This window comes from Dyadobacter sp. HNCC25DJ185, from assembly GCF_056895195.1.
On record NZ_JBXHAR010000016.1, the window covers coordinates 69,658 to 83,403 of the forward strand.

Annotated in this window: 12 protein-coding genes; 5 read left to right on the forward strand and 7 right to left on the reverse strand. The window is 44.9% G+C overall.

From position 1 onward, the window contains the following. Nucleotides 1-46 precede the first annotated feature (46 nt). Entirely contained in the window at nucleotides 47-733 is a 687-nt protein-coding gene (locus AC1XUF_RS30965; protein WP_483345754.1) for a TVP38/TMEM64 family protein, read from the reverse strand. A gap of 185 nt (nucleotides 734-918) precedes the next feature. On the opposite strand from AC1XUF_RS30965, the gene AC1XUF_RS30970 reads away from it, so the two are divergent. Together AC1XUF_RS30970 and AC1XUF_RS30975 are read left to right on the forward strand one after the other, a co-directional pair. Then, nucleotides 919-2,058 carry a cystathionine gamma-synthase gene (locus AC1XUF_RS30970; protein WP_483345755.1) on the forward strand — a complete coding sequence of 380 codons (1,140 nt, stop codon included), beginning with the start codon at nucleotides 919-921 and terminating at the stop codon, nucleotides 2,056-2,058. 81 nt (nucleotides 2,059-2,139) lie between these two features. Continuing rightward, nucleotides 2,140-2,487: a DUF3127 domain-containing protein gene (locus tag AC1XUF_RS30975; RefSeq protein WP_483345756.1), complete on the forward strand. Its 348-nt coding sequence runs from the start codon at nucleotides 2,140-2,142 to the stop codon at nucleotides 2,485-2,487. On the opposite strand, the gene AC1XUF_RS30980 is transcribed toward AC1XUF_RS30975, so the two are convergent. Beyond that, nucleotides 2,484-3,137 carry an AlbA family DNA-binding domain-containing protein gene (locus AC1XUF_RS30980; RefSeq protein ID WP_483345757.1) on the reverse strand — a complete coding sequence of 218 codons (654 nt, stop codon included), beginning with the start codon at nucleotides 3,135-3,137 and terminating at the stop codon, nucleotides 2,484-2,486. The two genes, AC1XUF_RS30975 and AC1XUF_RS30980, sit on opposite strands and share 4 nt — an antisense overlap. Before the next feature lie 154 nt (nucleotides 3,138-3,291). After that, the gene (locus AC1XUF_RS30985; protein WP_013927448.1) at nucleotides 3,292-3,513 is read right to left on the reverse strand and encodes a DUF2795 domain-containing protein; all 222 of its coding nucleotides are present in this window, start codon (nucleotides 3,511-3,513) and stop codon (nucleotides 3,292-3,294) included. 231 nt (nucleotides 3,514-3,744) lie between these two features. On the opposite strand from AC1XUF_RS30985, the gene AC1XUF_RS30990 reads away from it, so the two are divergent. The 3 genes from AC1XUF_RS30990 to AC1XUF_RS31000 all read left to right on the forward strand — a co-directional run bounded on the left by AC1XUF_RS30990 (nucleotide 3,745) and on the right by AC1XUF_RS31000 (nucleotide 8,044). After that, complete coding sequence (locus AC1XUF_RS30990) at nucleotides 3,745-4,473, forward strand: copper homeostasis protein CutC (RefSeq protein WP_483345758.1); 729 nt, start codon at nucleotides 3,745-3,747, stop codon at nucleotides 4,471-4,473. Between the two features lie 46 nt (nucleotides 4,474-4,519). After that, entirely contained in the window at nucleotides 4,520-6,958 is a 2,439-nt protein-coding gene (locus AC1XUF_RS30995; RefSeq protein WP_483345759.1) for a penicillin acylase family protein, read from the forward strand. 459 nt (nucleotides 6,959-7,417) lie between these two features. Then, nucleotides 7,418-8,044 (forward strand): OmpH/Skp family outer membrane protein, encoded by a 627-nt coding sequence (locus AC1XUF_RS31000; protein WP_483345760.1) that lies wholly within the window; start codon nucleotides 7,418-7,420, stop codon nucleotides 8,042-8,044. 78 nt (nucleotides 8,045-8,122) lie between these two features. Here AC1XUF_RS31000 and AC1XUF_RS31005 read toward each other — a convergent pair whose 3' ends face one another. The 4 genes from AC1XUF_RS31005 to AC1XUF_RS31020 all read right to left on the reverse strand — a co-directional run bounded on the left by AC1XUF_RS31005 (nucleotide 8,123) and on the right by AC1XUF_RS31020 (nucleotide 13,300). After that, a complete protein-coding gene (locus AC1XUF_RS31005; protein ID WP_483345765.1) occupies nucleotides 8,123-8,875 on the reverse strand; it encodes a succinate dehydrogenase/fumarate reductase iron-sulfur subunit in 753 nt (250 codons plus the stop codon). A gap of 38 nt (nucleotides 8,876-8,913) precedes the next feature. Continuing rightward, nucleotides 8,914-10,554 (reverse strand): hypothetical protein, encoded by a 1,641-nt coding sequence (locus tag AC1XUF_RS31010; RefSeq protein ID WP_483345761.1) that lies wholly within the window; start codon nucleotides 10,552-10,554, stop codon nucleotides 8,914-8,916. An 11-nt stretch (nucleotides 10,555-10,565) separates the two neighbouring features. After that, nucleotides 10,566-12,554: a fumarate reductase/succinate dehydrogenase flavoprotein subunit gene (locus AC1XUF_RS31015; protein WP_483345762.1), complete on the reverse strand. Its 1,989-nt coding sequence runs from the start codon at nucleotides 12,552-12,554 to the stop codon at nucleotides 10,566-10,568. 74 nt (nucleotides 12,555-12,628) lie between these two features. Next, complete coding sequence (locus AC1XUF_RS31020) at nucleotides 12,629-13,300, reverse strand: succinate dehydrogenase cytochrome b subunit (RefSeq protein WP_483345763.1); 672 nt, start codon at nucleotides 13,298-13,300, stop codon at nucleotides 12,629-12,631. Between the last annotated feature and the right edge of the window lie 446 nt (nucleotides 13,301-13,746).

Below are 13,746 nucleotides of genomic sequence, written 5' to 3' on the forward strand. Positions count from 1 at the left end.
TTGTACGATATTATCAAAACAGTGCCGCTAGTCCTCGAAATAAGGCTTATGATTCTATTATTTTTTTATCTCGAAAAAAATACCCGATTCCAACCGTAGAAATAATGATCAGGGCGATCATGACAATTTTGGTTGCCAAACCTTCATTCGGATGTTCCAGCAAGTAACGAATGTCCTGTGCTTCCTTGCCTGCCCACACTGCAAGTACCGTGCGCGGGATCATCCCCAGGGTACCCCCTGCCAAAACTTGTTTGAACCTTGCCCCAGCCATCGCAAAAAAAAGGTTGGTAATCGCAAAGGGCAAAACGGGAGAAAGCTTTGCAAAGAAAATAAGTCGCATCTCGTTCTTGTAAAACCGGCGCAGCAAATTGCCAACCTGAGGATAAACCTGTATCAGATAACTCCGGACAGATTCCGCATGAAGAAAATGGGCAGAGACATATATAATAGCAATTGCACCCAGATTCAAGCCAAACAGCATAGGTAAAGAACTCCATCCCAGAAAATATCCGTAGACCAGCGCAAGAAATGTAGGAGGCGTCAACGCGGCAGATGAAGCGAGGGTCAAAATGAATGTTACGCCCAACCACCATTCCAATGGCAGCGCCCTGAGTACCTTTTCATTGTTAATAGCCCAGGCTGTAATGAGGGATGTAGTAACCAGCGGGACAACCGTCATCAAAATGCTAACAATGACCGGCAATGAGATTTTTTTATGAGCGGAAGTTTCCAAAGCTGACTAGTTTTAAACAATTACTTTAATCCGGCAGATTGATAACCACTTGTTTGACTAAAAGGTTTTTCATAATGTTACCTTTAAGCAATCTATTTTCACGCCACGAAGCCACAAATGACCACGAATATGTTAACTTTTATTCGTGTCAATTCGCGCATTCGTGGCCTCATAACGATTCCAAAATGCAATTCGCAACAAAAGCAATACACGCCGGCGTGGAACCGGATCCAACAACCGGCGCAATCATGACTCCGATTTATCAGACGTCCACCTACGTCAAGGAAAGTCCGGGCAAGCACAAGGGCTACGAATATTCCCGGACGCACAACCCAACCAGGACCGCATTGCAAAATGCTCTAGCCGCATTGGAAAATGGCAGACATGGCATCTGTTATGCGTCGGGCCTTGCTGCTACTGACGCCGTTTTGAAACTTTACAGCCCGGGCGATGAGATCATCGCTACCAATGATATTTACGGCGGCTCATACCGTATTATGAAACGCATTTACGAAAAATTCGGCCTGGTGTTCCATTTCGTTGACCTGACAAAACTCGATCAGATTAAAGCAGTATTATCAGACAAAACCAAAATGATATGGATTGAAACACCGACCAATCCTTTGCTGAAAATCATTGAAATTGAACCCATTACGAAATTGTGCCAGGAATTGGGAGTTCATAGCGTTGTGGATAACACTTTCGCGTCGCCATTTCTTCAGAACCCATTGGATATCGGCGCCGACGTCGTTATGCACTCGGTGACCAAATACCTGGGCGGACATTCAGACACGGTGATGGGTGCACTGGTAACAAACGACGATGAATTGGCAAAACAACTGGCGTTCATTCAAAATGCCAGCGGCGCGGTACCTGGTCCACAGGATTGCTTTCTTGTGTTAAGGGGCCTTAAAACGCTGCATATCCGCATGCAAAGACATTGCGAAAACGCTTTCAAAATAGCCCACTGGCTGGAAGAACATCCCAAAGTTGGAAGAGTGTACTATCCAGGACTCCCCTCACATGAAGGCCACCAGCTAGCACGTCGTCAAATGAGAGATTTTGGAGGCATGTTGTCCTTCGAACTAAAAGGCGATGTCTACGACGAAGCGATCCGTACTATGGAAAGACTGAAAATCTTTGCATTGGGCGAATCCCTGGGTGGAGTGGAGTCGCTGTGTACGCACCCTGCCAGCATGACCCACGCCAGCATACCCAAAGAAGAGAGGGAAAAAGTAGGGCTGAAAGATACGTTAATTCGGTTGAGTGTTGGTATTGAAGACGTCGATGACCTCGTTAACGACCTCAAACAGGCTATCGGGTAGTTCGCAGCTAACTTTGCAATCAAAGTCAAAAATCTTACTTTTGAAATTACTTTTTTCAGGCACTAAAAATCTAAATCATCAATGGAATTAACCGGAACAGTTATCGCTTTGCTTCCAGAAGTAAAAGGCCAGGGTAAAAACGGAACTTGGCGCAAGCAGGAATTTATACTTGAAATACCTTCTCAGTATCCAAAAAAGGTATGCATATCACTCTGGGGAGATAAAATTGATCAGGCTGACCTAAATATTAATGATTCTGTGACAGCATCAATCGATATAGAGAGCCGCGAATACAATTCTCGCTGGTATACAGAAGTAAAAGCCTGGAAAGTGGATAAAACCGGCGCAGGTGGATCTACTAGTTCCGGAAGCCCTTTACCTCCGGTTACTACCTTCACCGAAGACGAATCGGACGACCTTCCTTTTTAATTGGATTGATAAGCCATCGACATAGTGAACTTATCGATCATTTCCTGAGGATGAACTTCCAAAACCCGCGCGAGAACCATTACAACAAGCGTATTGGAAGCAATCTTGCGCGGAATTCCGGCTACGGCGGCGAATAGATCCACTGTTACTGATTTCTTTTCGTCAAGCAGTTTCATCAGCTTTTCCTCTTTGTCGCCATACTGAAAACGGACATCCCGTTCGCCCCTGCCCCGCCGCATGATCTCTTTCATCTCACGGCTGGCTTGTAACGACTTATCATCTACCCGAATGTAAGCCTGCCGGTTTCCTGAATCGTCAATCACATAATGGGGCTTATCGATGCTTCTTGGGATGGTGATCACCAACACGTCCCGATCAGGGCTAACCGGTATACGTTCTTTTTTATAGCTGATTTTGGGGAAAATGTACTTGTCTATGGCGCGGGAAAGCGTATACTCATCCTCCTCTGCATCTTTGAGACCTCTGATCGTCTTGTCGTCGCCAATTCCGACGAACAATTTACCGCCACCTGTATTGGCGAAAGCGACCACTTCACGGACAATTTTCTCAGGATGATTGGATTTCAATTTGAATTCCGTATGCTCACCCTCTCCTTTCTTCACCAGTTCTTTCAACAATCGAAGTTCCATTAGTTGAAATGGATAGATATCTGAAATATGATTAAGATAACGCTAACAATTTACATTCCTTTTGCCGGATTAAAAAAATATTACAGGGAGAGTTTATTAAATATTTGGCCAGGAACATAACAAAAAACGGCACCTTTTGGCGCCGTCTTCTTACTTAATATTCATCTTCGTTGAAAAAGAAATCGTCTTTTGTGGGATAGTCGGGCCAAATTTCCTCAATGCTTTCATAAGGTTGACCGTCATCTTCCAGCTCCTGTAGGTTTTCAACTACTTCTAACGGAGCCCCTGTTCTGATTGCAAAGTCAATTAGCTCGTCTTTGGTAGCTGGCCAGGGAGCATCTTCAAGATACGATGCGAGTTCGAGAGTCCAGTACATAATATTTTCGCCTATTAAGAGTTACTTTACTTTTTTGCAAAAGTAAAAAATTTGACATCTTTTAAAAGCTTAAAGCGAAAAAAAAGAAAAATAATTGCCGATCACAAAAAATTAATTTATTTGAACATTTAATATTCTCATTATCAATTATTTAACTTGAAATTATTCCTCTTACATTTGGGTTACCAAAAATCCTTTTTGTAATTTTCCCAATCAATCAAACCATATATTATGACCATCGAAGTTTGTGCTTATTCCCTTGAATCCTGCATCAATGCCCAGGCTGGCGGCGCGGGTCGAATTGAATTGTGTGGAGGGCTTGGAGAAGGAGGTACTACGCCAAGTGCAGGGTTGATCGAACTGGTAAAGCAACATATTGATATTCCAGTATACGTTATGATCCGGCCTCGCGGCGGAGATTTCGTATACGATTTTTTCGAAGAGGAAATCATGCGTAAGGATATAGATCTCGCCAAAAAATTGGGAGCGAATGGTGTGGTACTGGGAGTTCTGCAAGCGGACGGAAAAGTGGACGTTGCCCGCACTAAATCCCTCGTCGACCACGCTTACCCCATGAAGGTCACTTTTCACCGCGCTTTCGACCTAACGCCCGATCCACATCAGGCACTCGCTGCAGTATTCGAAACCGGCGCGGAAAGAATCCTCACTTCAGGCCAACGACCCACAGCGCCGGAAGGTATTGCTTTGTTGTCAGAACTTGCGAAAGAGGCAAATGGGTCTATCGAAATCATGGCAGGAGGTGGCGTAAATCCCGGCAACGCAGGAGAACTCGCTGCTGCTGGCGTTCACTCACTTCATCTGACAGCCAAGGCATTCAGACCCGGCAGGCAAAAATATTTTCCGGAACACATATCCATGGCCGGCGAAATTCCGGACGAAAGATCGGTACTCTACAGCGACCTTGGGACGATTGAAGCAATTGTGCAAGTAGTTTCATAAATAAGGCGCTCTTTTATTCCAAGAGGCTTATCATGCACCCTGCTCTATGAAATTTGTCAAAGCGACCCTATCTCTGATTGTTACAGTTGGACTCACATATTTTTTGAGCAGGCCTCTTGGCCCTGCCCCTGCATTGGGTCCGTTTTTAAGTCCGTTCATTGGTTTCTGGCAGAATGGAGAGGAAACGATGGATCCTAAAAGCCAGCAAGTCCTTAAACTTGATAGTCTGAATGGGGAGGTGATTATCCGGTTTGATGATACGGGTGTTCCGCACATTTTTGCTCGCAACAACTTCGATCTTTTCTACGCTCAGGGATATATAACTGCCAAAGACCGTCTCTGGCAAATGGACCTGCAAACCCGCGCAGCCGCGGGCAGGTTATCCGAGATTCTTGGCAAAGTAACTTTACCCATGGACCGGCAGAGCCGTCGCCTGGGAATGGGTTATGGGGCAGAGGCCAATCTTAAAATTGCAATGAGCGACCCTCAGTCACGAGAAGCACTGATAGCCTACACTGCCGGTGTAAATGCCTTCATCAAACAGCTCCTGCCAAAAGATTATCCGATAGAATTTAAACTGTTGGGTTATAAGCCTGAGCCTTGGAAGCCGATCAATACGATGTATATGCTGGAGCAAATGACCCTGACACTTACCAGCTCTCCGGATGAAATGAACATGTCGGCAATTTTAAAGACCTATGGACCCGAAGTAACCCGTCAGCTCTTTCCCGACTATCCCATGCTTCAGGAAAGTCCAATCATTCCTGTTGGAACAAAATGGGATTTTCAGCAAGTACCCATACCAAAGGCACCAGTTGTCACTACAAACGATACCTTTTCTTTTTCCGGAAATCCACGAAACCAATTTCCAGTAAGATCCCCCAAAGAAGAAGGTATTGGAAGTAACAACTGGGCGGTTGGTGCCGAAAAATCGGCGACGGGCTATCCCATATTAGCGAACGACCCTCATCTTGACCTAAGCCTTCCGTCTATTTGGTACCAGGTTCAGCTGCACTCCCCCGAAATGAATGTTTATGGAGTATCCTTGCCTGGAATACCAAGCGTGATCATTGGATTCAATCAGAATGTGGCCTGGGGAGTTACCAATGTGGATGCCGATGTCACTGATTTATATAAGATTAAATTCAAGGATCAAACGCGACAATTTTACTGGCACGATAACCAGTGGAAGCCAACGAGCAAAAGAATTGAGCTGATCCATGTGAAGGGACAAATCGAGCCTGTAAGAGAAGAAGTGGTTTACACGCACCATGGACCGGTTATCCACTCGGACAGTAGCTCCGTCATTCCTGACTTAGCTGTGAAATGGATCGGGCATGAGCCTGGCAACAGCTTTATGACGTTCTATGAATTGAACAAAGCCAAAAATTACGATGACTACCGTAAAGCACTTACGCATTATGTCGGTCCCGCGCAGAATTTTGTGTTTGCGGATAACAGCAAGAATATCGCCATAACTGTTAATGGCAAAATCCCACTAAAATATAAGGAACAGGGCAAATTTGTACTCGATGGCACCAATCCGGCGACCGACTGGAATGGATGGATACCGGCAGGACAAAATCCATATGTGAAGAACCCGTCAAGAGGCTTCGTGAGCAGTGCTAACCAATCTTCCACCGACACCACCTATCCTTACTATATCAATTGGGTTTTCGCTCCGTCGGAGCGCGCGATAAGAATCAACGAACGCCTGAGTGCCATGTCAAAAGCAAATGCAGACAGTCTGAGGTCCGTTCAAAACGATAATTATAGTGTTCTGGCAAGGACCATATTGCCAAGGTTACTCGAGATACTTAAAACAAGCCCCTTGAATTCCAATCAAAAAGCAGCAAAGATTATGTTGTCCAACTGGAATTATCAGAATAGCGCGGAATCTGTTGCAGCCTCGATATTCGAAGAATGGATGCCTGCATTGCGAGGGGCGATCTGGAATGATGAATTTGGATCAACAAATATCCCCACCCGCGACCGGACTTTATACCTTATTTTAAAACAGCCTGATGCAAAGTGGTTCGATAATATTCACACGTCCGAAAAAGAAACTCTTTCAGATATTGTCTACGGCAGTTTTAGGGCCTCCTTGGATACACTAGCTTCCCGATATGGCCCGATGAGCTCGTCATGGCAATGGTCGAAAGTCAAAGCGACGGAAATCCGGCATTTGAGCAGAAGCCTGAAGCCCTTCAACTCCCCTGTCCTGAATACCGGTGGCGGCAGCAGCATTGTTAATGCCATAACGAAACACAAAGGTCCTTCCTGGCGCATGATCGTGGAATTAGGTCCAACGCCACGGTCATACGGGATCTATCCCGGCGGGCAATCAGGAAATCCCGGGAGCCCTTATTACCTTAACCTGTTGAAAAAGTGGGAAAGTGGTGAGCTGAACGAACTGATTTACCTGAATTCCCCAACCGAAGCTAACAAGCGACTTACTTCGAAAATCACTTTGCAAAAAAAATAAGCCAGGATATGAACTTCATGATGATTGTCATTTTATCAGTTGTCCTACAACTCTTTACTCCTTGGTGGGTAGTCGCAGTCGTTCCGTTTGCAATACTTTTATGGCGTCCCGCATCCTCCTTGCTGTCATTCTGGACCGGGTTTGGAGGAATTGCACTACCCTGGCTTCTATACGGTTATTATCTCCGTTTCATATCGGACAGTATCTTGTCGGATCGCGTTGCAGGCATATTTTTCCTACCCAATGGCATCCTTCTTTTACTCGTAACCGGTTTGTTAGGCGGTCTTGTGGGAGGTTTTGCAGGACTTTCAGGGTTTTGGGTGCGGCAATTATTCAGGCGCCATCCGGTTGCCCTTTCTGCACGGCCCTAAATAGCAAGCCATTGCTGATATTCATTGTACTTAAACACAAATCATTATCTTTGCGGCTCGTTCAAAAAAACAATAAAAACTTAAAAACGTGAACAACAATACTTCGTTAATCTGGAACATCGTGCTTTCTCTTGCAGTGGCGGTGTTATTCTTTTTACATTTTTCAAGCAAGCCGTCGGCAGACTCAGGTGTTGTAGCAGATGGAAGCGTAGTTGCAGGCCGCCGCACTGTTTACGTTCAGACCGATTCCCTTTTGAAAAACTACGAATTCTTCAAGGATACCCGTAAGGAGCTAGAAAACAAGAATTTTCAACTCGAAAATGAATTGAATACAAAAGGACGTTCATTACAAAATGAAGTTGCTTTTTTTCAGCAAAGAGCACAAACCATGACTCCGGAGCAAGCTCGCTCGACAGAGGCACAATTGATGAAAAAACAACAGGACCTTGTCGCTTACCGCGACCAGTCGGCGCAGGCATTGGGACAGGAAGAAGCCAAGAAAAACGAGGAACTTTACAAGAACATCCGTGCTTATATTGAGAAGTACAACAAAGAAAATGGTTTTGAATACGTGCTGGGTTACTCTTTAGGCGGTGGCATCTTGTTTGCTAACCCATCATTAGACGTGACGCAAAAAATACTTGATGGCTTGAACAAGGAATACAAAGCTTCCGGAAAATCCACTCCTGCCGATTCTACAAAGAAGAAAGATTAGTCCGAAAATATATAAAGTAAAAAGCATCCCCGCTGAAATCAGCGGGGATGCTTTTTACTTTATATAGAAACACCATCTCTACACCGCAGAAGACGAGAACTTCGCTCCTATATATTCACGGTTCATTCTGGCGATATTTTCGAGGCTGATTTCTTTGGGACATTCGGCGGAACAGGCTCCTGTATTCGTACAGGCTCCGAAACCTTCCGCGTCCATTTGCGCAACCATTTTCTCCGCACGGATGCTACGTTCTGCCTGACCTTGAGGCAACAGGGCTAGTTGAGAAACCTTCGCCGAAACAAAAAGCATTGCGGAAGCATTTTTACAAGCTGCCACACAAGCCCCGCAACCGATACAGGCTGCGGCAGAAAACGCATCATCAGCAGCCTCTTTTGGAATGGGCAAACTGTTGGCATCCTGTGCATTACCCGTATTAACTGAAATAAAGCCTCCGGCTGAAATAATGCGGTCGAAAGCGTCACGGTCCACAACCAGATCTTTAATCACCGGAAAAGCCTGAGCCCTCCATGGCTCCACAACAATGGTATCGCCGTCGTTGAAAGAACGCATATGGAGCTGGCAAGTGGTCACCCCTTTCAACGGTCCGTGTGGACGGCCGTTGATATACATGGAACACATCCCGCAAATCCCTTCCCGACAGTCGTGGTCGAATGCAACTGGCTCTTTTCCTTCTTCAATAAGCTGTTCATTCAACACGTCGAACATTTCAAGAAACGACATATCAGGAGAGACATGATCAAGTTTGTAGTTCTCAAAACCTCCTGCTGTATCTTTATTACTTTGTCTCCATACTTTGAGAGACAAACTCATATTTCCTTCCATATCTATCTATTTCTTAATTACAGAGATTACTTTTTCTTATAAACTATAAATTCACTATCATAAGCCAGGTAGTTTCTGCCGTACACATGCAGCATTTCTACACTGTCTTTCTGACTAAATGTTTTGGCCAGGTCATAATTCTTTGCGAAAACTCCGGCTTCTTCTTTTGAAGCATTGGACAAATCCCAGGGACGAAAAACAACCCAGTTCGGATGAAGGTAGTTGATCAGCCTTACATATGACTCTGTTTTCAGTTTTTTCCTCGCGTCGATTACTTTGGTATTGCACAACCCGGGATAATCGTACATCGTCAATCCAGAATAAAAACCTATGTAACCCAGTGGTTCAAGAAATACCGTCTCTTCAGGTGTTTTGGATTCCTCTTTCAACCATAACCCTATCTTCTTTCTCAGACCGTTTTCAATCAAATCTTGCTGAGAACGCATCTGGATCAACCCACCAAAATAAACCCACAGCTGAGCAGCGAGCAAAAGGCTCAATGTACCAACCGGAAACCATTGTCTGCTTTGAACAACAGCTGCTCTTGCAGACTGAGACACTGCACAACCTATGCCGATCAGGCAGATCACCATTACTGCCGGGATGTACCAGGGATAAATTGTAGGTGAAAAGATGTTCAGATATGACGCTACCAGAAATGCTGCAAATGACAAAAACCTGGCATTGGAGTTAATCCTCGGTATAATCCACAGAAAAACTGCTACATAAGTTATGCATTTCATTACAAACAGCATCAAAAAAGGCCAGCTTTCATAATAATAATATGCCGGTGCAAAAATCCATAAAAATGGCGCCTCGGATGAAACCAACCCCATAAAAACCGACTGAAAGTAATGCAACGTCCGGTTTGAAATGCTTTCTAGCGTCAATGTAAAACCTTTGGCCAGGATCGTGTTCGGCACCGGATTTCCGTAATACCACCATGCAAAAAGTATCCAGGGCAGATAGAACAAAATCCCTACCATACCTCCCTGAAAAAATCCTCTTATATGATCCCAGGACCTGTTTTTAAATATAAGGTACCCCAATAAAAGCGAGCCGATGTGAATAAAAGCGTCCGGTCTGCTCCACATGAGGAAAGCAAAAATTAATCCAAGTCTCAATGGGTTCAGTACATGGCTGATGAACAATTCCCTGATCAGCAGGACAATTCCCAAGAGCATAAAGGCCGTCTCCATTCCATTGATACTATAATCAATGCTCTTTTCATCAAAAACTATTGCCAATGCAACCAGTACAGCAGGCCAGAATGGCGCTTTGATAGTAGCCGAGAAAAGATCAAAAACAAGCTTGACCGTCAATCCTATCAGCAACATGTTGATAAAACGGAAAGACCAGATCACTACTTCATCGTCATGTGCTATGAAATTTAAAAGTGCGGGAATCAGCGTTCCGATCGGGGAAGTGAACGAATGCACCCTTTCATTCATATTAAATGTAAAACCCAATCCTTCGGATAGGTTTTTCGATGCCCTAAAAGTGATATACCAGTCCTCCCATCGGTGATCTGTATACACAGCGAAAAACAAAGCCGAAAGTGTACCCAGGGCAAAAATTAACCAGGAAAAATATCTTGGATTAGTAATTGACATATCTGACGATTGGGGCGCATGACCTTTCAGAAACGAGGCGGCATTGCGTCCCATGACTAGCTGAGTTATTTATAGCTCCGTTGAGCAATTTTGATGTTTTCATAGATCAACTCCTCCTTGTGAAGTTCCCACTGCTCGGGACCTTTATGCTCCCAAGCCGATACGAACATAAATTGTTCATCATCACGAAGTGCTTCGCCTTCCTCTGTTTGGTATTCTTCCCGGAAGTGCCCCCCGCAAGATTCGTTGCGGTTTAAGGCATCAATACACATCAGCTCGCCCAATTCAATGAAGTCCGCCACCCTGTTTGCCTTATCCAACTCGGGGTTGAAGTAAGTGGCCGTGCCCATCACTTTTACGTCCGACCAAAAGTCTCTCCTAAGCTGTCTGATTTCGACAATCGCCTCCTTAAGGCCTTGCTCATTACGGGCCATTCCGCATTTATCCCACATGATTTTGCCAAGCCGGCGGTGGAAAAGTTCAGGAGATGTCTTTCCCTGAATGCTCAAAAGTTTCTCAATCCTTTCTTTTACCTCCTGCTCTGTTTTTACAAAAGCTTCATGATCTGTAGAAATCTTGCCTGTCCTGATTTCATTGGCAAGATAAGAACCGATGGTATAAGGAATTACGAAATACCCGTCAGCCAGTCCCTGCATTAACGCAGAAGCACCCAGGCGATTAGCTCCGTGATCGGAGAAATTCGCTTCTCCCAATGCATAAAGTCCTGGAACGGTCGTCATCAGGTTATAATCCACCCACAGTCCGCCCATTGTATAGTGAACTGCCGGATAAATCCGCATAGGCACTTCATACGGATCTTCTCCTGTAATCTGTTTATACATGTCAAACAGGTTTCCATATTTCTCTTTCACGACTGCTTTTCCCCAGGCGATAATGTCTGAATCTGAGGCGTTGTGAATATTATTTTTGTTAGCTTCCCCACGTCCGTAACGTTCCACGGCAGCAGCAAAATCGAGGTAAACCGCCAGTTTCGAGCTGCCTACCCCATATCCTGCGTCGCACCGCTCCTTTGCAGCGCGGGATGCGATATCACGGGGAACCAGGTTTCCAAATGCCGGATAGCGGCGTTCCAGATAATAGTCGCGCTCGTTTTCAGGAATTTCGTTACCAGGGCGATTATCATTCTTAGCTTTCGGAACCCAGATACGACCGTCGTTCCGAAGCGACTCGGACATCAACGTCAATTTGGATTGGTGCTCTCCGGAAACCGGGATACAGGTCGGGTGAATCTGCGTAAAACAAGGGTTTCCGAAAAAGGCACCACGTTTGTGTGCTTTCCAGGCCGCCGTGACATTACTGCCCATTGCGTTGGTAGACAGATAGAAAACGTTACCATATCCGCCGCTGCAAAGCAACACTGCATGCGCTCCATGTCGCTCGAGCTCTCCGGTGATCAGGTTTCTTGCAATAATTCCCCGGCATTTACCGTCGATATTAACAATATCCAGCATTTCGTGGCGGTTGTACATTTTAACCGTACCCATCCCAACCTGCCGCTGTAAACCAGAATAAGCACCAAGCAACAACTGTTGGCCGGTTTGTCCCGCAGCATAAAATGTCCTTTGAACCTGCGTTCCTCCAAAAGATCTGTTAGAAAGCAAGCCGCCATATTCCCGTGCAAATGGGACCCCGGCTGCTACGCATTGATCGATGATGTTTCCAGAGACTTCCGCCAGGCGGTGCACATTGCCCTCTCGGGCCCGGTAATCTCCTCCTTTAATTGTATCATAAAAAAGACGGTAAACAGAATCACCGTCATTCTGGTAGTTTTTAGCTGCATTTATACCTCCTTGTGCGGCGATCGAATGAGCGCGACGGGGAGAATCCTGGAAACAAAAAGCCTTTACTTTATATCCCAATTCAGCCAGTGTAGCTGCTGCAGAGGCACCTGCAAGGCCTGTTCCCACCACAATAATTTCAAGACTGCGCTTGTTTGCCGGATTCACCAATGGCACCGAAGAACGATATTTGCTCCATTTAGTTTCGAGCGCTCCTTGTGGTATTTTGGCATCCAAACGGGAAGAAGTTGCCATATCTTTTTTATTTAATCGAAATTTTGAATTGAATAAGACGTGCCGAAATGGCACGGTTGCCTGAAAGTTGAATCCTACTTAACCCAACCCAGGTAAATGGAAAGTGGCATCAGCGCGAAAAGGATCGGAACTACAATCGAAAAGGCTGTTCCAACAAAAGAGATCATGCCGTTATACTTGACATGGTTCAGTCCCAGAGACTGAAACGCGCTTTTGAAACCATGGAGCAAATGCCAGAACAGGGAAATGCACCCCGCAATATAGATCAGCACCACCCACACATTCTGAAAAATTTCCAGCATCATCTGATATAAGGGAAGTTCCTCACCCGTCGCAAATTGATTTGACCTGTTGGGTATCCAGAAATGAGATGTATGGATTACGAGGAAAATAAGCAATAGCGTACCAAGAAGCCCCATACTTCGGGAATACCAGGTACTGTTAGCTGATGGATTGTTTACTTCATAATTAATAGGCCTTGCTTGTTTATTACTTTTCCATAATAACAAGCCGTCAGCAATGTGGATCAGAAATCCGGCAACCAGTCCGATTTCCAAAGTCCGGATGATTGGGTTGGTACCCATAAAATGTCCCCAATGCGTAAATGTTTCACCGCCGTCATTATAAAAAATCATGGCGTTGATGGTAGCATGGATCACCAAAAAGCTTATTAAAAATAGTCCGGTAAGAGCCATCAGTAGTTTTTTACCGATTGAGCTCGTTAACGTTTGTGAAAACCACGACATAGCAAACACGAATGGTTTTAGTACAAAAAAAAGAGGTATATTTAGAACGATTCAAAGGTATATCACAAACCCATGCAAGGCAAAAAAACATTCTGCTTTTTGCCAGGGCGCATACAATTTATAATCATTATTAAGAATTATTTAGCCTGAAAAGCAGGTGCTAATGAGCCTGTTTAACCACCGGCGGAAACGGGCGGCGGGTACGAGTTCGGTTGACAAACTTCAGTGGTTCAGACTTCCCCTGATCATGCACAAAAAGGTTGTCCAAATAGTCGGATCAGTGCGGATCCATAGGTAAACTCTGAAGTTGTTTCGTAAGTTTACAAATTCACACATATCCGTTCCCGAAACACACATTTTTGTTTAAAATTTCGTTGATTTATACAGTTGGCAGACGTTCTACGGTCTATTCCGGCCTCTATTCAATTTGCTTGATCATCATACTT